Source organism: Streptomyces sp. NBC_01478 (genome assembly GCF_036227225.1).
Classification (GTDB): domain Bacteria; phylum Actinomycetota; class Actinomycetes; order Streptomycetales; family Streptomycetaceae; genus Streptomyces.
Window position 1 is genome coordinate 5,357,021 of the sequence record NZ_CP109444.1, and the last position, 17,520, is coordinate 5,374,540.

General features: G+C 70.6%; 19 protein-coding genes and 2 pseudogenes. 13 read left to right on the top strand and 8 right to left on the bottom strand.

All coding sequences use genetic code 11. The annotated features are described in order from the left end of the window. The first annotated feature begins 82 nt into the window (after window positions 1-82). Window positions 83-673: a flavin reductase family protein gene (locus OG223_RS23965; RefSeq protein ID WP_329252233.1), complete on the top strand. Its 591-nt coding sequence runs from the start codon at window positions 83-85 to the stop codon at window positions 671-673. A 79-nt stretch (window positions 674-752) separates the two neighbouring features. Next, window positions 753-1,247: a GNAT family N-acetyltransferase gene (locus OG223_RS23970; RefSeq protein ID WP_329252236.1), complete on the top strand. Its 495-nt coding sequence runs from the start codon at window positions 753-755 to the stop codon at window positions 1,245-1,247. Here OG223_RS23970 and OG223_RS23975 read toward each other — a convergent pair. Together OG223_RS23975 and arfB are read right to left on the bottom strand one after the other, a co-directional pair. Further along, window positions 1,172-1,630 carry a hypothetical protein gene (locus tag OG223_RS23975; protein WP_329252240.1) on the bottom strand — a complete coding sequence of 153 codons (459 nt, stop codon included), beginning with the start codon at window positions 1,628-1,630 and terminating at the stop codon, window positions 1,172-1,174. The two genes, OG223_RS23970 and OG223_RS23975, sit on opposite strands and share 76 nt — an antisense overlap. A gap of 21 nt (window positions 1,631-1,651) precedes the next feature. Next, window positions 1,652-2,080 carry an alternative ribosome rescue aminoacyl-tRNA hydrolase ArfB gene (arfB, locus tag OG223_RS23980; RefSeq protein WP_329252244.1) on the bottom strand — a complete coding sequence of 143 codons (429 nt, stop codon included), beginning with the start codon at window positions 2,078-2,080 and terminating at the stop codon, window positions 1,652-1,654. A 175-nt stretch (window positions 2,081-2,255) separates the two neighbouring features. Between arfB and OG223_RS23985 the strand changes: the two genes are divergently transcribed. The 4 genes from OG223_RS23985 to OG223_RS24000 all read left to right on the top strand — a co-directional run bounded on the left by OG223_RS23985 (window position 2,256) and on the right by OG223_RS24000 (window position 6,671). Continuing rightward, on the top strand, window positions 2,256-2,831 hold the full coding sequence (locus OG223_RS23985) for a TerD family protein (RefSeq protein WP_200717071.1): 576 nt from the start codon (window positions 2,256-2,258) through the stop codon (window positions 2,829-2,831). Window positions 2,832-3,090: 259 nt separating this feature from the next. Beyond that, a complete protein-coding gene (locus tag OG223_RS23990; RefSeq protein ID WP_329252247.1) occupies window positions 3,091-4,347 on the top strand; it encodes a DUF1266 domain-containing protein in 1,257 nt (418 codons plus the stop codon). A 49-nt stretch (window positions 4,348-4,396) separates the two neighbouring features. Further along, window positions 4,397-5,761, top strand: coding sequence for a glycoside hydrolase family 26 protein (locus tag OG223_RS23995; protein ID WP_329252250.1), 1,365 nt, complete (start codon window positions 4,397-4,399; stop codon window positions 5,759-5,761). A gap of 235 nt (window positions 5,762-5,996) precedes the next feature. After that, window positions 5,997-6,671, top strand: a complete 675-nt coding sequence (locus OG223_RS24000; RefSeq protein ID WP_329252253.1) for a DUF4232 domain-containing protein — start codon at window positions 5,997-5,999, stop codon at window positions 6,669-6,671. Window positions 6,672-6,821: 150 nt separating this feature from the next. Here the strand turns inward: OG223_RS24000 and OG223_RS24005 are convergent. The 3 genes and pseudogenes from OG223_RS24005 to OG223_RS24015 form a co-directional block, all read right to left on the bottom strand. Beyond that, window positions 6,822-7,291, bottom strand: a pseudogene (locus OG223_RS24005) (hypothetical protein). A 93-nt stretch (window positions 7,292-7,384) separates the two neighbouring features. Continuing rightward, window positions 7,385-7,534 (bottom strand): annotated as a pseudogene (locus OG223_RS24010) (DUF397 domain-containing protein); the annotation flags it as partial. 9 nt (window positions 7,535-7,543) lie between these two features. After that, on the bottom strand, window positions 7,544-8,305 hold the full coding sequence (locus OG223_RS24015; protein ID WP_329252255.1) for a transposase family protein: 762 nt from the start codon (window positions 8,303-8,305) through the stop codon (window positions 7,544-7,546). A gap of 107 nt (window positions 8,306-8,412) precedes the next feature. Between OG223_RS24015 and OG223_RS24020 the strand changes: the two genes are divergently transcribed. Next, window positions 8,413-8,991 carry an ATP-binding protein gene (locus OG223_RS24020; protein ID WP_329252258.1) on the top strand — a complete coding sequence of 193 codons (579 nt, stop codon included), beginning with the start codon at window positions 8,413-8,415 and terminating at the stop codon, window positions 8,989-8,991. Here the strand turns inward: OG223_RS24020 and OG223_RS24025 are convergent. Beyond that, the gene (locus OG223_RS24025) at window positions 8,943-9,314 is read right to left on the bottom strand and encodes a hypothetical protein (RefSeq protein ID WP_329252262.1); all 372 of its coding nucleotides are present in this window, start codon (window positions 9,312-9,314) and stop codon (window positions 8,943-8,945) included. The two genes, OG223_RS24020 and OG223_RS24025, sit on opposite strands and share 49 nt — an antisense overlap. An 88-nt stretch (window positions 9,315-9,402) precedes the next feature. Between OG223_RS24025 and OG223_RS24030 the strand changes: the two genes are divergently transcribed. Then, the gene (locus OG223_RS24030; protein ID WP_329252266.1) at window positions 9,403-10,353 is read left to right on the top strand and encodes a GNAT family N-acetyltransferase; all 951 of its coding nucleotides are present in this window, start codon (window positions 9,403-9,405) and stop codon (window positions 10,351-10,353) included. Window positions 10,354-10,389: 36 nt separating this feature from the next. On the opposite strand, the gene OG223_RS24035 is transcribed toward OG223_RS24030, so the two are convergent. Then, on the bottom strand, window positions 10,390-11,787 hold the full coding sequence (locus tag OG223_RS24035) for a M1 family metallopeptidase (protein ID WP_329252269.1): 1,398 nt from the start codon (window positions 11,785-11,787) through the stop codon (window positions 10,390-10,392). Between the two features lie 66 nt (window positions 11,788-11,853). On the opposite strand from OG223_RS24035, the gene OG223_RS24040 reads away from it, so the two are divergent. Together OG223_RS24040 and OG223_RS24045 are read left to right on the top strand one after the other, a co-directional pair. Then, window positions 11,854-12,294 carry a hypothetical protein gene (locus OG223_RS24040; RefSeq protein WP_329252271.1) on the top strand — a complete coding sequence of 147 codons (441 nt, stop codon included), beginning with the start codon at window positions 11,854-11,856 and terminating at the stop codon, window positions 12,292-12,294. 13 nt (window positions 12,295-12,307) lie between these two features. Next, window positions 12,308-12,808 (top strand): hypothetical protein, encoded by a 501-nt coding sequence (locus OG223_RS24045; protein ID WP_329265440.1) that lies wholly within the window; start codon window positions 12,308-12,310, stop codon window positions 12,806-12,808. Window positions 12,809-12,859: 51 nt separating this feature from the next. Here OG223_RS24045 and OG223_RS24050 read toward each other — a convergent pair whose 3' ends face one another. After that, a complete protein-coding gene (locus OG223_RS24050) occupies window positions 12,860-13,558 on the bottom strand; it encodes a pentapeptide repeat-containing protein (RefSeq protein WP_329252273.1) in 699 nt (232 codons plus the stop codon). A 171-nt stretch (window positions 13,559-13,729) separates the two neighbouring features. On the opposite strand from OG223_RS24050, the gene OG223_RS24055 reads away from it, so the two are divergent. From OG223_RS24055 to OG223_RS24065, 3 genes are read left to right on the top strand one after another with little or no spacing between them, the layout of a single operon-like run. Beyond that, window positions 13,730-14,929 (top strand): NAD(P)-binding protein, encoded by a 1,200-nt coding sequence (locus OG223_RS24055; RefSeq protein ID WP_329252276.1) that lies wholly within the window; start codon window positions 13,730-13,732, stop codon window positions 14,927-14,929. A gap of 17 nt (window positions 14,930-14,946) precedes the next feature. Then, window positions 14,947-15,915 carry a zinc-binding dehydrogenase gene (locus OG223_RS24060; protein ID WP_329252279.1) on the top strand — a complete coding sequence of 323 codons (969 nt, stop codon included), beginning with the start codon at window positions 14,947-14,949 and terminating at the stop codon, window positions 15,913-15,915. 56 nt (window positions 15,916-15,971) lie between these two features. After that, entirely contained in the window at window positions 15,972-17,483 is a 1,512-nt protein-coding gene (locus tag OG223_RS24065; RefSeq protein ID WP_329252282.1) for an MFS transporter, read from the top strand. Window positions 17,484-17,520 lie beyond the last annotated feature (37 nt).

Consider the following 17,520-nt stretch of genomic DNA (forward strand, 5'->3'; position numbering starts at 1 on the left):
TCGCGTGGGCCGTTGGTCCTAGGACCTGACTGGGTCGCAGGTCCGATGCGGTGCACGGCCGGCGGCGATTAGCGTTTCGGGCGTGCCGAACACCGCGTCACCAACCAAGGTCGATCTCTCCGGGCATGCCGGTCCCTCCGGGCATGCTGTGGGGGTGAGCAACGACGAGTTCCGCGCCGCCCTTTCACGGCTGGCCGCGGGTGTGGTCCTGGTGACCGCGCACGAGGAGCCGTACGACCCGGACGACCCGCACGCCCCGGTCGGCGAGGACGTCGGCATGACCGCGACCGCCTTCATGTCGGTCTCCCTGGACCCGCCGCTGGTCCTGGTCAGCCTGCGCGACGGCTCCCGCATGGACGACCTCCTCGACGAACAGCCCCTGTGGGCCGTCTCCGTCCTCTCCGAGAGCCAGCGCCACATCGCGGGCCGCTTCGCGATGAAGGGCCGCATCAGCGACCGTCTCCTCTTCGACGACATCCCGTACGTCCACGGTGCGGCGTCCGGCGCCCCCTTGGTCCGCGGCGCCCTCGCCACCCTGGAATGCCGCACGGAACAGCGCATTCCGGCCGGGGACCACACGCTCGTCATCGGGCGGGTGCTGACGGCGGAGGTGGGGAGCGCGGAGGGCGGCCCGCTGTCGTACTTCCGGGGCAAATACCGGCAGTTGGGATGATGACGGCGGCAGTAGGTGAGGTGGGCGGCGGCGGCTAATTCTCTCGCCCGCCGCTGATCCGACCGCCTACCGTGCACGCATGACGACGATCACCGCCGCCGGTCCCGGTTCCGGTCCCGGCCCCCGCCTCGAAGAGATCACCCCGGGCAACTTCGAGGCCGCCGTGGGCATTCGGGTCCGCCCCGACCAGGAGTTCGCGGTCTCCCCCGTCATGAAGTCCCTCGCCGAGGCCTACGTCCACCCCGGCACCGCCTGGCCCCGCCTGATCATCGACGAGGACCGCCCCGTCGGCTTCGTCATGGCCTTCTTCGACATCGACTGGAACCTGGACGGCTCCGTCATCCGCTCCGGCCTCTGGCGCCTGAACATCGCGGCGGACCAACAGGGCCGCGGCTACGGCCGGTTCGCGGTGGAGTCGGTCGCGACCGAGATCCGCCGCCGAGGCGGCAAGGAGCTGTACGTGACGTGGCACGAGGGCCCGTCCGGACCGGCCGGCTTCTACGCGGGCCTGGGCTTCCGCCCCAACGGGGAGCTGAGTGAGGGGGAGACGGTGGGGGTGCTGGAGCTGGCGTAGCGGGGCGGCCGACCAACTCCGGGTGTGGAGCACAGGGGTGGGCTCGCGAGGCCGGCGAAGTGGGCGCAACTGGTCGCCACGGCGGTACCGGAGCGGGCGACGACGTCCAGGTCGAGCACCTTCGCCAGCGCGTCGAAGTCGCCCTCGCACACCACGGCGGGGAACGCGTCGGCGACCACCCGTTGCCGTACGAGATCCGCACCCGGCTCGCCAACTGCCCTGCCGCCATGGGCATATGGCCGACGACGGGCGTGGGATTCGAAACGGGCGGCGAGGAATTCACCGCCGTTTTGGGTGCCGTTGCTTTCGACGGCGTTGTTCTGCGTGCCCTTGTTCCCCGTGCCGTTGCTCCCGGGGAATTCGGCGGGTCGCCCATGTGACAACAAACACCCGGCAGCAGGGAACTATCCCCAGTCCCGCCCGTTCCGCCCCCGCTTCGTATCGGACCGCTGTTTCTTCTCCCGCAACCGGCGCTCGTTGATACCGCGCGGAATACGCGTGGGCCGGCGCGGCTTCGGTGGCGGGGCGGTGGCTTCGGCGAGGAGTGCCGCGAGGCGTACCGCGGCGGTCTCGCGGTTGCGCCACTGGGAGCGGTGCTCGGAGGACCGTACGGTGACGACGCCGTCGACGAGCCGTGAGGCGAGCCGTTCCAGCGCGCGCGCCTTCCACACCTCGGGCAGTGCCTCGGTCTTCGCGAGGTCGAACCGGAGCTCCACCTGGGAGTCGCTGGTGTTGACGTGCTGCCCGCCCGGCCCTGACGACCGCGAGAAACGCCACATGAGCTCGGCCTCGGGCAGGGAGACGGAGCCGCGGATGAGATAGGGACCGGACATGTCCCCATGGTCGCGTGTCTGTCCCGTCCACGTCACGCCAATTACCTCGGACGTTCCGGGTAAAGAAAGTAAAGTCACCTGGAACCTTCGGTACCCCTCTTGGCGTTCATACAGGTACCGGTAGCTTCGTCCTCAGCACGAAGCCCGCACCGCAACGAGGGAAGGACTCCCAACAATGGCTGTAAGCCTGTCCAAGGGTGGCAACGTCTCGCTCACCAAGGAGGCCCCGGGCCTGACCGCCGTCACCGTAGGCCTCGGCTGGGACGTCCGCACCACCACCGGCACGGACTTCGACCTCGACGCCTCGGCGATCGCGGTCAACCCCGAGGGCAAGGTGTACTCGGAGGGCCACTTCATCTTCTTCAACAACAAGTCGACCCCGGACCAGACGATCGTCCACACCGGCGACAACCGCACGGGCGAGGGCGCGGGCGACGACGAGGCGATCAACGTCAACCTGGCCGGCCTCCCGGCGGACGTAGAGAAGATCGTCTTCCCGGTCTCGATCTACGACGCGGAGACCCGCTCGCAGAACTTCGGCCAGGTCCGCAACGCGTACATCCGCATCGTGAACCAGGCCGGCGGCGCCGAGATCGCCCGCTACGACCTCTCCGAGGACGCGGCGACGGAGACGGCGATGGTCTTCGGCGAGCTGTACCGCAACGGCGCGGAGTGGAAGTTCCGCGCGGTGGGCCAGGGCTACGCCTCGGGCCTGGTCGGCATCGCGCAGGACTTCGGCGTCAACGTCTGAGGTTCGCCGCGTCCGTAGTGCCATACGCAGTGCCGCACGTACTGCGTATGGAGTGCTGTATGTAGTGCTGTATGTAGTGCCGTGTGTGAGGCCCCTGGCTGCGGTTGCGGCCGGGGGCTTCGGCATGTGCGGGAACCCTGCGCGGCGGACCGGGAGTTGAGGGTGCGTGGCGCTGGGCCCGCACAGGGGTGTCTCAGCCCCGTATGGCAATGTGCCGGGATCAACAGCGGTTGTGGCACCTGGAAGGACAGCGAGCCCTATGTCGTTCGGACCGTCCCCCGCCGGTTTCGGGCCTCCCTCACCGCCCGCCTGGACCCCGCCGACCGACACGGAGCGCGCCCTGGCCGAGGCCAGAGCCCGCGGTGACCGGACGGCGTACTACGACGTGCTGGCCCGCGTCCGCCTCTACTACGTGATGTCGCGCGACGCCTACGACGCCCAGCCCGACCGCGTCCACCGCACGTTCACCCGCGACCCCCGCACGGGCGCGGAACGCTGGGAACTCTTCACGGACGGCATGCTGCCCGCGCCCCGCCCCGACGTGGTGTACTCGCGCGCCTCCCTGCACTGGATAGCGGACGCGTGGAACCCGCGCTGTCCGCCCGCCCTCGTCATCAACCCCGGCACCCCGTGCGAACTGCCCCTCCCCTACGGCCCACCGGGCACGACGGACTGGTCGCGCGCGGCGGAGCGCCTCGGCGGCGCCCCCGCCACCTCCATGCGGCTGCGCGCCCTCCACGTCGGCGGCTCGCTGCACGGCCCCGTCGCCCACGGCCTGGCCTGCGGAGCCCTCCTCTGCGTCACCAACGGCTCGCTGTGGAACGCGCCGGCCTGGCACGGACACGGCTACGACGGTGAGCGCCGGCGGCTGCGCGAGTGGTGGGGCATCACCACCCGCGCCGAGTGGCAGCACCATCTGAGCAACCTGCTCGCCTGCGAAGCCTCCAGCTCCGTATGGGAGTTCGCGCTGAGCCTGCGCCGTACGATCGCCCGCGACTTCGGCGGCCACGTCGACACCGGGTACTGGCGCCAGGCGGTGGCCACCGTCATCCGCGCCAACTCCGAGGGCTCCACGGTGATCACGGAGGACGGCGTCACGAAGACCGACCCGCGCCCCGCGTCGGAGACGGAGGCGCGTGTCGAGGGCGTACAGCGCCTGATCGGCCGTATCACCCGCTACGAGGCCCGGATGCGGGCCGACGGCATCCTCGCCGAGAACCGCTACGTCACCTCGGTCGAGGCCTGGGACCTGGGCCGGGCCTCGAAGATGGCCCGCTGGGGCCTGGGCGCCCGCTTCGCCACCCTGCCGGAGACGGAGTCCGCGGTCGTCCGGGCGGGCCGGGCCGCCGCCCTCGCCTACCGCTCCTGGGCCGACTTCTCCACCGGCTACATCCTCGGCCGCTGTCTCCACTTCGACGAGGAGGAGTTCGGCGACTGGTACCAGGACATGGTCTCCGCGCACCGGATCCTGATGTCGGACGCGGGCAGTCCCTGGCTGAACATCCCTTTTCGGTAGGCGGAACTCTAATCTGGCGAAGATCCGTTTCCCGCCTGGAGGTTGAGTCTTGCGAAGACGTACGTTCGTCACCGCTCTCGGCGCCACCGTCGCCGCGTCCGCCGTACCGGGAGTGGCACGCGCGGCCACACCGCTCATAGCGCCGACGCTGACGGGCCGGGACCCGTCGGCGTCGGCGAACGCGCAGAAGGTCTACGCCTTCCTGGTGTCGCTGGAGAACGCGGCGCGCTCCGGAACGCATCCGATGACGGTCATCGGGCAACACGTCGAGACCCAGCAGGAGTTGTACAACGCGAGTTACGGGGACACGGGCGGCACGACGTTCTCGGGCTACTACTACAAGAAGGCCGCGGACATCACGGGCAAGCTGTCCGGCTTCGTCGAGATCGACCTCGGGCCCGGGTACGGCGCGACCGGCTGGGGGAGGTACGGGGACCGGTCCTACAACCGGCCGTTGGGGCTGCCGACGGGGGTGCGGTCCTGGCAGTACAACGACGACGCCGTCGACCTCGCCTTCGGGGTGTGGAAGGGCCTGCCGCGCACGGCGGACGGCAGCTACAACCCCGACGGCACCATGGTCCGGCTCGACGGGACCACCGCGTCCCTCGCCAACGGCGGCGCCGCTTCCGGGATCGTGGGCATGAGCTTCCACCAGCCGTACCCCGGTTCCGCGGTGAAGTCCTGGAGCCGGGTCCTCACCCAGGTCACGGGCGAGCACCCGGGCGGTGACGCGTCCTACCCGTTGGCGACGCTCACCACCGACCAGGCGTGGTTCGACCGCGTCCTCGACTGGGAGTCGGACACCGACGAGTACCGGACGCTCCTCGCGGACCTGTCCTTCCTGGCGGCCACGCTCTCGTACTTCGCCGCATGGGACATCCCCGTGCTCCTGCGGCCGTACCACGAGATGAACGGCGACTGGTTCTGGTGGGGCGGCAAGACCCCGGCGTCGTACAAGAAGCTGTGGCGGATCACGTACGACTACCTGGTGACGACGAAGGGCCTGCACAACCTGATCTTCGTCTGGTCGCCCGGGGCGTGGGACCCGCAGGGCGACGACGTGCCGTGGGACTACTACCCCGGGGCCGACCTCGTCGACGTCGTCGGCGTCGACGACTACAGCCCGTCCGCCTCGGACCTCACGCACGTGTATTACACGGGGCTGGTCGACTACGCGAAGCCGCGGGTGCTCGCGGAGACGTACAACATGCCGATCACGGCGGCCGGTTCGAACGCGCTGACCCGCAGCCCGTGGGTGATCTGGAGCACCTGGGGCTCCGGGATGACCAAGACGGCGATCAACTCGAACGCGGACGTGAAGGCGACGTACTACGCCACGGACCAGGTGTACACGGGCGGTTCGGGCACCGGGTTCGGGCAGAACTTCGCCTGGGGGTCGGTCCACGCGCACTGAGCGCGCCCACTGAGCGGGGGGCGGTCTCAAGTCCCGCCCGCTGAGCGGCGGTTGGTCTCACGTCCGGGCCGCGCCGATGCCGTGCGAGGTGGCCCTCGACATCGGCTGAGCCACGGCCCTGGATCCTGATGCAACGCCAGAACACCTCGGTTACAGGTCTGTTGAGAACTCACTCCTACTGTGGTGATCAACACGGCGCGCGTCAGCGCCCCTTATCCAACGGAGAAGCACCACGATGCGTCTGCTCCACGCTGCCACCGCCCTCGCCGCCACATCCGCGCTCGCCCTGGCGCTCACCGCCTGCGGCAACGGCAGTGGCAACGACACCGCAGGCGACCAGTCGTCCGCACCGACGTCCTCGGCCACTGCGGCCGACGGCGCCCCGGCGGAGAACGCGGGTGACACCAAGGACGCGGGCAGCAGCACCGGTGGAAGCGGCAGCAGCACCGGTGGCGGTACGGGCACCGGCAGCAGTGACGGCAGCGGCTCCAGCACCGGCCGCTGCCACACCGCTGGGCTGGACTTCTCGTTCGGCTCCGGTGACGGCAAGGTCAGCAGCTCGGACGACCAGCAGCACCTGGCCGTGGTGCTGAAGAACAAGACGTCCGCCGCGTGCACCATCCAGGGCTTCCCCGGGGTCGACCTGAAGTCCTCCGGGGGCAACTGGTCACTGACCCGCAGCAGTACGACGCCCAAGAAGGTCACCCTGGCCGCCGGCAGCAGCGCGACGTTCACCATCAGCTTCCTGCCGTGGACCCAGGGCAGCGGCACCGAGTTCAAGGCCACCTCCGTCGTCGTCACCCCGCCGAACGAGACCACCTCGGCTTCCCTGGCCTGGCCCGGCGGCAGCGTCCTGCTCCAGGACGGCGCCACGCATCCCGGCACCTACACCGGCCCCGTCGGCGGCTGAAGGCCGGACCGAGACGTACGCACGGTCACCTACAACACGCTGAAGGTTCCGAGGAGTTCGCCGAGCGGGCCCCCGCATCCAGGTGCGTCCCTCGCGGTGCTCGGCTGCCCCGCACTGTCGACTCCGGTGGAACCGGGAAGGGCAGCGAGGCTACTCCCCCACAGGGCAAGGCAGTTGAGGCGCCGCAGCGTTCGGGGAACAGGTGACGAGGGCGATGGACAGGTACGAAGGGCGTTCGAGGTAGAGGCCGTACGACACATCGGTCCCCGCCGCCAGGTGCTCCGCCGCGGAGTCGACGAGCCGCGCGAGGCGGGCGATGTCCCGCTCCGCGTCGGCGGCGAACCGGGGTGCGTGCCGGGTGATTTGCTCGCCGAGCCAGGCCGCCGCCTCCTTCGCCTCACCCCATGTGCCCCACACGAGGGGACGGGGCTTGATGAGCCAGTACGCCGTTTCCAGGGCGGTAGATCGGAGGTGGGGAACTCCGCGGCCACCTCACGGTAGCGCTGGATCAGCTCGGGTCTGCTTCCGGTAGGGGGCGGCTCCGGATGCGGGGGCCGACGTAGGGCTTCCTGGTCGAAGCGCTGCTTGGGGCCGGTCCACAGATAGGCGTGGTGGTGCACCTGTCGTTCCCTGTTCGGTGTCGGCGATGGCGGGAGTGACCGGTCCCGGCCTTGTGGAGAGGCGGGCCGGGACCGGTCGGAGAGCCCGGAGGATCAGACCTCCAGTCCGAACCGCGCCGGATCGATCCCGGCCGCGTCCAACTCCCCCGTGGTGAACCGCAACGGCTCCGCGCCCGGCCGCTTGCTGTCGCCCAACGCCCAGATGCCCTCATCGATCCGGGCCAGGGTCACGCACCCCTCAGTGAGGTGTTTTCATCCTGACGCGGCTGCGAGGTGCAGAGTGAGCACGGCCTTGACGATCGCGGTGATGCGGTTGGTGCTGCAGCGCACCTTCCGCAGCAGACGCCAGCTCTTGAGCGTGGCCATGGCCTGCTCACCGACGCAGCGGATCTTGGCGTGGGTGGTGTTGTGGCGTCGTTGCCACCGCTTGAGGCGTCGCCCCTTGAACGGGACTCGAACGTTCCCAGCCGCGCCCTGATACGCCTTATCGGCCCAGCACTTGAGGCCGGCCTCGGCAAGGGCGTCAATGATTCCGTGCTCGCGTGCCGCCGTCAGGTCATGTGTCGCGCCGGGCAGTGCGGGCGATGCCCACAGCAGCCGTCCGAGCGGATCGGTCAGCACCTGAACGTTCATACCGTGATGCCGCTTCTTACCGGAGTAGTAGGGCCGGTCGGCGGCGATCCGGTTGATCGGCAGCACGGTGCCGTCCAGGATCACGTACGCCTTCGAACGGGCCATCACCATTGCCTCGTTGAGCGTGGGTGCAAGCGCGGCCAGAACGTCGATCGCCTCGCGGACGTAGCGGTACACCGCGGCAATCCCGATGCCGAACCCGGCCGCGAGCTGCGCATACGTGTCGCCACACCGCAGATGGGCCAGGGCGAGCAGGGCCTGGCGTCGGGGAGTCAGCCTCCGCCACCGACTGCCTGTCTCCCGACGTCGCACCGCCAGCACCCGACTCAGGTGACGGAGGTGCACGGTGGACAGATCGATGGCCGACGGACAGACAAGCACACGGAGCTCCTGGAACGACGGTTGATCTTGGTCGACAACTCGTCTACCAGGAGCTTCGACGTTCCGCAGGCCCGTCCAACTCCGAGTCACCCTGGGCAGGTTGGAAGGTGCTCAGTGCAGCCACGCCAATTGGCCCGGCCGAGCCATGGAGGTGTGCGTCGCGAACGCCCCGTACCGGCACGAGCGAACAAGAAGGAGCCCCCACATGGACCCCGCCCCACACCTCCCCACAGATCTACCGCCTCCGCACCCCCAACTCCCCCACCAGCCCCAAGACCTGCCGAGACCTCGTCGCCCTCCTCCTCCAGGTCACCGGCCGCCCGCACCACGTCGACACCGCCAGACTCCTGGTCTCCGAGATCGTCACGAACGTCGATCTCCACACCGACTCCCTGGCCGTACGCCTCGAAGTCGTCCTGCGCCACGACCGGTTACGTGTCTCGGTCCATGACGACGCCCTCGACGCCGGCCCCCACCAGAAACCCGGCGACGCGTACGACGAGAACGGCCGAGGTCTGCTTCTGCTCACCGGACTCGCCCAGGACTGGGGTGTGCAGCACGGCGCCACCGCACACGGGATCCCCGGCAAACGGATCTGGTTCGAACTCGGCGAGGATCGGCCTATGAGGTCACGGCATCAGCCGACCGAATCCACCGAGGTCTCGAAACCCGCGCTGTCGCAGTAGGACACCGCCCGCCCCTCGGCCCCGATGTCGCCGCCGATCGCGTTGACGGTGTCGTCGAGGATGCGGGTGCCGCCGTGTTCCAGGCCTGCCTTGTCCAACTTCTTCGCAGCGTAGAGAACCGCTTCCCCCGCCGATTCCGTGTTGGCCGACTTGGCGCGCACCTCATCCTGCCAGGACCCCAGCTTGTCGCAGTACTCCTCCTGCCACGCCTTGTCCTGCGCCGATTCGCCCGACGAACAGCCGCTCATCAGGACCGCCACGACAGCCACGACGACGACGGCCGCTGCTCGCCTGACCGTGCCGACCCCACACCTGTGCCGCATGGACATGCCCTCCCCGAAGCGCCGACACAGAGTATGGATCACACAGGTGTCGCCTCGCACGGGATCCGCGCAGCACTAGCGTGCCCCCATGTTCCTCGAACCGCTCACGCCGACCGAGGCCGGCGCACTCCCCGGCGAACTCCTCACCGAACTCACCGCCCTCTACGCCTCCAACCACGCGTTCCACGCGCTCAGCGGCGACTTCCCCGACCCGGCGGACATCCGGCCCGAGCAGGTGGCGACCGCGTTGGCCGACGAGTTGGCCGACCCGGACGTGGAGGTGCTGCTCGCGCGCAGTGCCGGGCGGCTCGTCGGGATCGCGATCACCCTCGGGGCGCATCCCGACCCGGAGGACGACGACCCCTGGATCGGCCTGCTGATGATCGACGCCGCGCAGCAACAGCGGGGGCAGGGACGGCAGTTGGCGTCCCTCGTCGAGGACCGCTTCCGCGAGGCCGGCCGAACCGCCGTACGCCTGGCCGTACTCGACAACAACCCCGACGCCCTCGCCTTCTGGACCGCCCTCGGCTACGCCGTCATCGACCACCGCCCGGACCGCCAACTCGGCCGCCCCTGCGCCGTGTTGCGCAAGCTGCTCCGCAAGGTCCGCCACTCCGCCCGCGTCGCCGTACTCGACCCGGCCGGCTCCGTCCTCCTCTTCCGCTACGACGATGCCGGGACCGGCACCTTCTGGGCCCTGCCCGGCGGTGGCCTGGAAGGGGACGAGACCCCGCGCGAGGGCGCCCTGCGGGAACTGCACGAGGAGACCGGCTGGACCGACCTGGAGCCCGGACCCCTGCTGCACACCAGGGAGGTCGACTTCGCCTTCTCCGGCACGCCGGTGCACCAACACGAACGCGTCTATGTCACCCACGGCCCCCATCGCGAACCCACCGGCGCCCACCTCGCCGCCGCCCACGCCACGGACGGCATCCTCGGCTGGCGGTGGTGGACACGGGAGGAGCTGCGCGGGACGACGGAGACCGTGTGGCCGGCCGAACTCGCTCTGCTGCTCGACGCGTTCGAGCAGCAGAGCTGACGGATCGGGAACGGGAGATCGGGAAAGGCGGCCCGGTCAGGGACGCGCCGGCTTCCCGTCCCCGTACAGCCAGTCCTTCCAGATTCCGCTGAAGTCCCGTCCCGGCGCCATCCGTTCCACGTACGCCGTGAAGTCCGCCGTGTTCGCGTTGCCGTGGCGGTGTGCGGCTGCCCAGCCCTGGACGATGTCGTAGAAGCGCGCGTCGCCGACCGTGCGGCGGATCTTGTGGAGGACCATCGCGCCGCGTTCGTAGACGGGGCTGTCGGAGATGTGGGCGGCGGAGGTGGGGCGGGCCGGTGGGAAGGCCCAGATCTCGTCGTGGTCGCCCTGGTAGAGCGCGTCGAAGGTCTGCTGGGCGGTGTCGCCGTCGTGGTCCTCGAACCAGAGCCACTCCGCGTAGGTCGCGAAGCCCTCGTTGAGCCACATGTCGCGCCAGGTCTTCGGGGTGACGGAGTCGCCGTACCACTGGTGGGCGAGTTCGTGGACGAGGGTGGCGGTGTCGGGGGCACCGGGGAAGAACGGGCGGTTCTGGGTCTCCAGGGCGTAGCCCGCGTCGCCGCGGCGGTCGACGATCGCGCCGGTGGAGGAGAAGGGGTACGGGCCGAAGTTGTACTCCTCCCACTCCATGATCTCGGGGAGCCGAGCCAGTACCTTGCGGCTCGCCTCCGCCTCGTGCGGGTCCACCGCCGTGTACACGGGGAGGCCGTTCCTCGTGGTGGTGCGGGTGATGTCGTAGTGGCCGATCGCGACCGCGGCCAGGTATGTCGCCATGGGGTGTGTGGTGCGCCAGGTGTACGTCGTACGGCCGTCGGCCGTGGTCGTCTCCGTCCTCAACTCGCCGTTGGAGACCGCCTGGAGGCCCTTCGGCACGGTGATCGTGATGGCGTACGTCGCCTTGTCGGAGGGGTGGTTGTCGCTCGGGAACCACGCCATCGCGCCGGTCGGTTCGCCGAGGGCCAGGGCGCCGTCCGCCGTGCGCAGCCAGCCCTCCTCCGAGCCGTCGGGGTCGGTGATCGTCTCGGGGGTGCCGGAGTAGTCGACCGTCGTCCTGAACGTCTTGCCCTGGGGGAGGGTGGCGGGTGGGTGGACCGTCACTTCCTGGCCGGTGCGGGTCCAGGAGGCCTTCTTGCCCTCCACCGTCAGCGAGTTGACCTTCATGCCCTTGAGGTCCAGGTCGAAGGCGGACAGGCGGGTGGTGGCCCGGGCCGTGATCGTCGTCGTGGCGGTCAGCGCGTGGGTAGTGGGGGTGTAGGCGAGGGTCAGGTCGTAGTGGGTCACGTCGTAGCCGCCGTTGCCCGCCTTCGGGAAGTACGGGTCGTGTACGCCCGCGCTGCCGGCGGTGCCCTGTACGCCTGCCGTCCCGCTGCACGCCGTCAGGAGGAGGGCGAGTGCGCAGGCGGTGACCGTGGGGAGGGGCCGTACAGATCTGGGCATGGGCGCGATCTTATGAGCCGGGGGCTCGCCGTCCCGAGGTTCGGCGGCCCTCGTACGCTCGGGTGCGTGCCCCGTTCTGCCAAGAAGCCCCGCCGACTGGTCGCCGACGGACATACGTATCTGTGGAGCCTGCGCCACAGTCACCGTCACTCCGTGACGGACCCCATCGGCGACGGCGGGCGAGCCGTGGGCTGCGTCCACACCCTCAGCCTGCGTCCCCAGTCGGCCGGCAGCGGCGGGGCGCTGCGCATCGTCTTCGTCGCGGGGCCCGGGCGGTACGTCCCGGGCGGGGCGCCCTTGGGCTCCGGGGACGTCGGCTACGTCCATGGCGCCTCCCTCAATCTGCATGAACCCGGCGCCGTCCGCGCCCTGCTCGACGCGGCGCTGGAGCGGGGGTGGCTGCCGGGGGCGGGCGCGTCCCGGGACGTGGAGGTCGACGGCTGGGCCCTGCTGGAGGCGGCCGCCGGTGCGCGGGCTGCGGCTGCCCTCCGGCCCCGCCGGCCGTGACACCATCTCCTACGTGCTCGACATCGGCTATGCCCTCTCCAACCGCTTCCCCGACCCCCCGCAGACCGACTACCGGCGTGCGGACGTCCACGCGCTGCGGCACGACCTGTTCTGCGGTGACGTGTATCTCGCCGACACCAAGGCGGACCGGGAGGTGTCCACGGCCTGGGGATGGGTGCCGGTGCTCGACTTCGCGTGGGCGTTGTGCGACATCGTGGAGCGGATCGACCAGGACCCGGCGGGGTCGCGGGCGTCCCGGCCGCAGCGGGCGGAACTGGACTTCACGGAGTCGACCGACCGGATGCTGTTCGAGCGGCGGTTCGGGTGGGTCGATGTCGAGGCGGACTGGATGCGGCGGGACGAGGAGGCGTTGACCTTCTCCCACGCCGAGCTTCGGCGTGAGGGGCGGGACTTTCTGCACGATCTGATCGCCGACCTTGTCGATCTGCACGAGGAGTTGGGGGAGAACCCGGCGATCTGGACGTTGCAGGCGAGGTTTCCCCGGGTCAAGTGAGCCTCTGGGGAGTCCCCCAACCTCAGCCCCCTCAACCTCAGAAAACCCCCCTCATCCCTCCACCCGAATCCCCATCTGCACAGCCAACACCGGTGCCAGATCCAGCAGTTGCCCCATGCTGATCACCGCCCCGGACAACCGCTCCACCCCCCGCGCGATCTCCAGCTCCGCCACCCCCCGCAGATCGACGTCCGTGAGCGTCACCCCCGTGAAGTCCGCCCCCTTGAGCACGCAATCCACGAACTCGACGCGCTCCAGACGGGCGTCGAGGAAGTCCGGTTCGACGAGGACGCAGCTCTCGAAGACGACGTCGCGGAGTCTCGCCTTGCGCAGGTTCAGGTAGTCGATCTTGCCGCCGCGGATCACCACCCGCTCCAGCACCGCGCCGTGGAGCTGCACGCCGCCCATCCTGGCGTCGACCACCTCGACGTCGCGCAGGGTCGACTCCGCGAGGTCGGTGCCGACACCCCGTATGCCGGTGAGGACGGAGTCCAGTACGCGGGCGTGATGCAGTCGCGTCTCGTCCAGCGCGCAGTCCGTCAGTGCGCAGTCCATGAAGCGGGCGCCCCCGCCGTCCTGCCCGACGAAGTCCTCGTCCCGGAACTGCAGCCCGTCGTAGTCCCCGTCCGGCTCCAACTCCCCGCCGCCGTAAGCCTCCAGAGCCGGCAGCCGCACCTCCGGCCGCCGTGCCCCCTTCACGCCACCTGTCCGGCCCGTCCCACTCGTCCCGCCCGTCGCTCTCCTCGCCATGACCCCATCCTGCACCCCACCACTGACAATCCCCCCGGCGCTCCCCTGACCTGCACCGACGCACTTCATCACCCCGCCGACGTCACAATCCCGCCCCGCGAACCGTCGTACTCAGAGAAATCAGAGAAAGGCGCACCCCCACTCGAACGCCACCCCGCGAGGGAGACCCCCATGCACCGCATCACCGTCATCGGCGGCGGCCTCGCCGGGCTCACCGCCGCGATCGCCGCGGCCGAGGCGGGCGCCGAGGTCACCGTGTACGAGGCCCATCACACCCTCGGCGGGCGGGCGCGGACCGCCGAGGGGCCGTACCGGACGAACGACGGTCCGCACGCCCTCCACAGCCGCGGCCCGCACTGGACCTGGCTGCGGCGGCGCGGGCTGCTCGGGACGCCCGCGCCGGTTCCGGTGTCCGCCGCGGGCCGGTTCCGGCTGCGGCATCACGGCGTCCTGCGCCGGACGCCGCCCCTGCCGATGCTGCGGCTGCTCCATCGCTGTGTTCGTCAACAGGCGCCCGTGGACGTCGACTTCATGACCTGGGCGACCGGTGTCGCCGGCGCGGAAGCCGCCCGGGCCGCCGCGCACCGGGCCGCCGGCGTCCTCTTCCACCACGACCCCGGCGCCCTGTCCGCCGCCTTCGTGCGGGAGCGGCTGCTGCGTGCCGTCCGGGTGCCGGCCGAGGCGCGCCGTCCGCGCGGTGGCTGGGCGACCGTCGTCGACCGGATGGCCGCGCGGGCCTGGCAACTGGGCGTGCGCGTGGAGACGTTGTCCCGGGTCGACACCTTGCCCATGGACACGCCCGTCGTCGTCGCCACCTCCCTCGACGCCGCCCGCCGCCTCCTCGGCGACGACTCGCTGACGTGGACGAGCGGGCGTACGGCCCTCCTCGATCTGGCGCTCCGCACGCGCCGGGGCGATCCCTTCGCCGTCTCCGATCTCGACTCGCCGGGGTGGGTCGAGTGGTCCAGCGCGCGGGACCGTTCCCTCGCTCCGGCCGGGGAGCAGCTCCTCCAGGCGCAGGTCCCGATCGCGCCGTACGAGACGAAGGCCGACGGTGTGGCCCGTGCGGAGGAGTTGCTCGACCTGGGGTTCCGGGGCTGGCGGGAGCGGGTGGTCTGGTGGCGGGCGGGGGTCGCGAGCGGGCGTACCGGAGCGGTGGATCTGCCCGGCAGGAGTTGGCGGGACCGGCCCGGTGTCGATCGCGGGGACGGTGTCTATCTCGCGGGTGACCAGGTGGCGGCGCCGGGTGTGCTGTCCGAGGTGTCCTTCAACAGTGCCCTGACGGCGGTGTCGCTGGCGCTGGCGGCACCGGGCCCCGCGTCACGGACTCTCGTGCCGGCCCGGCGGACGCTTGACCTCAAGCACACTTGAGGTTGAAGGGTGGGGCCATGCATGCCATACGACTGCACGCCTTCGGCCCGGCCGAGAACCTCACCTACGAAACAACCGTCGCCGACCCCTCCCCAGCCCCCGGCCAGGTCCGTATCGCCGTCGCGGCGGCCGGAGTCCATCTCCTCGACACCGTGCTGCGGAAGGGCGAGCGGGGTCCGTTGCCCGAGCTGCCCGCGCTTCCCACCGTCCCGGGCCGCGAGGTCGCCGGTGTCGTCGAGTCGCTCGGGGACGGGGTCGCCGGGCTCTGGCTCGGGAAGCGGGTGGTCGCGCATCTCGGGTTCGCGCCGGGCGGGTACGCCGAGTTGGCCGTGGTCGATGTCGACCGGGTGCACGAGATCCCGGCGAACCTGGACTTCGCGCAGGCCGTCGCGATGATCGGGACGGGGCGTACGGCGATGGGGATCGTGCAGTTCGGCGAGCTGGGGACGGATTCCCTGGTCGTCGTTCCGGCCGCCGCCGGGGGACTCGGCACCCTGCTCGTGCAGTACGCCACGCACGCCGGTGCCACGGTCGTCGGTCTTGCGGGCGGGGCGGAGAAGGTCGCCCTCGTGCGCGCGAACGGCGCCGATCTCGCCGTCGACTACACGGATCCGGAGTGGCCGGGGAAGGTCCGGGCCTGGCTGGGCGGGCGGCACGCGACCCTCGTGTTCGACGGGGTGGGAGGCGATGTGGCGCGGGAGGCCGTCGGGCTGCTCGGGGACGGTGGGCGGCATGTCGTCTTCGGGTGGTCGAGCGGGGAGCCGTATGCCCTCGAAGGGGTGTCCGAACAGGTGCTCGGGCCCGTGATGATGCGGAAGGCCGGCGGGCCCAGTCCGGTCCGGACGCTGGAGTTGCGGGCGCTCGCCGAGGCCGCGGCGGGGCGGCTCGTGCCTGCCGTACGGCGGTTTCCGCTGGCCGGGGCGGCGGACGCGCACCGGGCGCTGGAGACACGGGGGACGACCGGGAAGGTGGTGCTGGAGCCATGAGCGGGCGCGGTGGGGCCGCGGATGCGATTCATGACGATTCATGGTCTTCTGACCAGATGAGCGTCACCCGAACAGGTGAAACCGGAACAACGGCCGAGGGGCCCGATCCCCGCCGCTGGTGGGGGCTCGTGATCATCGCTCTCGCGCAGTTGATGGTCGTCCTCGACGCGACGATCGTGAACATCGCGCTCCCCTCCGCCCAGCGCGACCTGGGCATGTCGGACGGCAACCGGCAGTGGGTCATCACCGCGTACACCCTCGCCTTCGGCGGGCTGCTGCTGCTCGGCGGGCGGATCGCCGACCTGGTGGGGCGCAAGCGGACGTTCGTCATCGGGCTGATCGGGTTCGCGGGGGCGTCCGCGCTCGGCGGCGCGGCCACGAGTTCCGGGATGCTGTTCGGCGCCCGCGCCCTCCAGGGCGTCTTCGCCGCCCTCCTCGCCCCGTCCGCGCTCTCCCTGCTCACCACGACCTTCACCGACCCGAAGGAACGCGGAAAGGCCTTCGGGATCTACGGCGCGCTCGCGGGCAGCGGTTCGGCGATCGGCTTCATCGCGGGCGGGCTGCTCACCGAGTACCTGAACTGGCGCTGGTGCCTGTACGTCAACATCCCCATCGCGGTCATCGCCGTCTTCGGCGCGTTCGCCCTGCTGCACGACCGGCCGGGGCACACGGACGCCCGGCTCGACGTGCCGGGTGCGCTGCTGGGCTGCGGTGGGCTCGTCGCGATCGTCTACGGGTTCAGCGAGGCGGAGCCGCGCGGCTGGACGGACCCGCTGGTGCTCGGCCTGTTCGCGGCGGGTGTGGTGCTGCTCGTGTCCTTCGTGTGGTGGCAGACGAGGGCGCCGAGCCCGCTCCTCCCCCTGCACATCGTCAAGGACCGCAACCGGGCCGGCTGCTTCCTCACCATGGGCCTCGCCGTCATCGGCATGTTCGGCATGTTCCTGTTCCTGACCTACTACCTCCAGGGCATCCTCGGCTACTCGCCCGTGAAGACCGGCATGGCCTTCCTGCCGCTCACGGTCGCGATCATCATCGGCTCGACGCAGATCTCGGCCCGGCTGATGCAGCATGTGCCGCCGCGCACCCTGATGGTGCCGGGCGCGGTCCTCGCGGCGGGCGGCATGTCCTTCTTCACCCGGCTGACCGTCGAATCGGACTACGCGACCGAACTCCTGCCGGGGCTGCTGCTGATGGGCCTCGGCATGGGCCTGATCTTCATGCCGGTGTTCGCCACCGCCACCGCCGGGGTCGCCCCGCGCGACTCGGGCGTGACCTCCGCGACCGTCAACACCGCGCAGCAGGTGGGCGGTTCGATCGGTACGGCCCTCCTCAACACGATCGCCACCACCAGCAGCGCGGCCTATATCGCCGCCCACCTGCACGACCCGGCCCAGAAGGCCCTGGTCACGAGCGAGGGCATCGTGCACGGCTACACGGTCGCCATCTGGTGGGCCCTGGCCGTGATGCTGCTGGCGGGGCTGGTCGCCGGGCTGATGGTGACGGCCCGGGCGCCGAAGCACGGGGCTACGGCGGGGGCGCCGGAGTCGGCATCGGAGTCGGTGACATGAGCGACGCCCCGGTGCCGAGGCAGCCGGGGCGTCATTC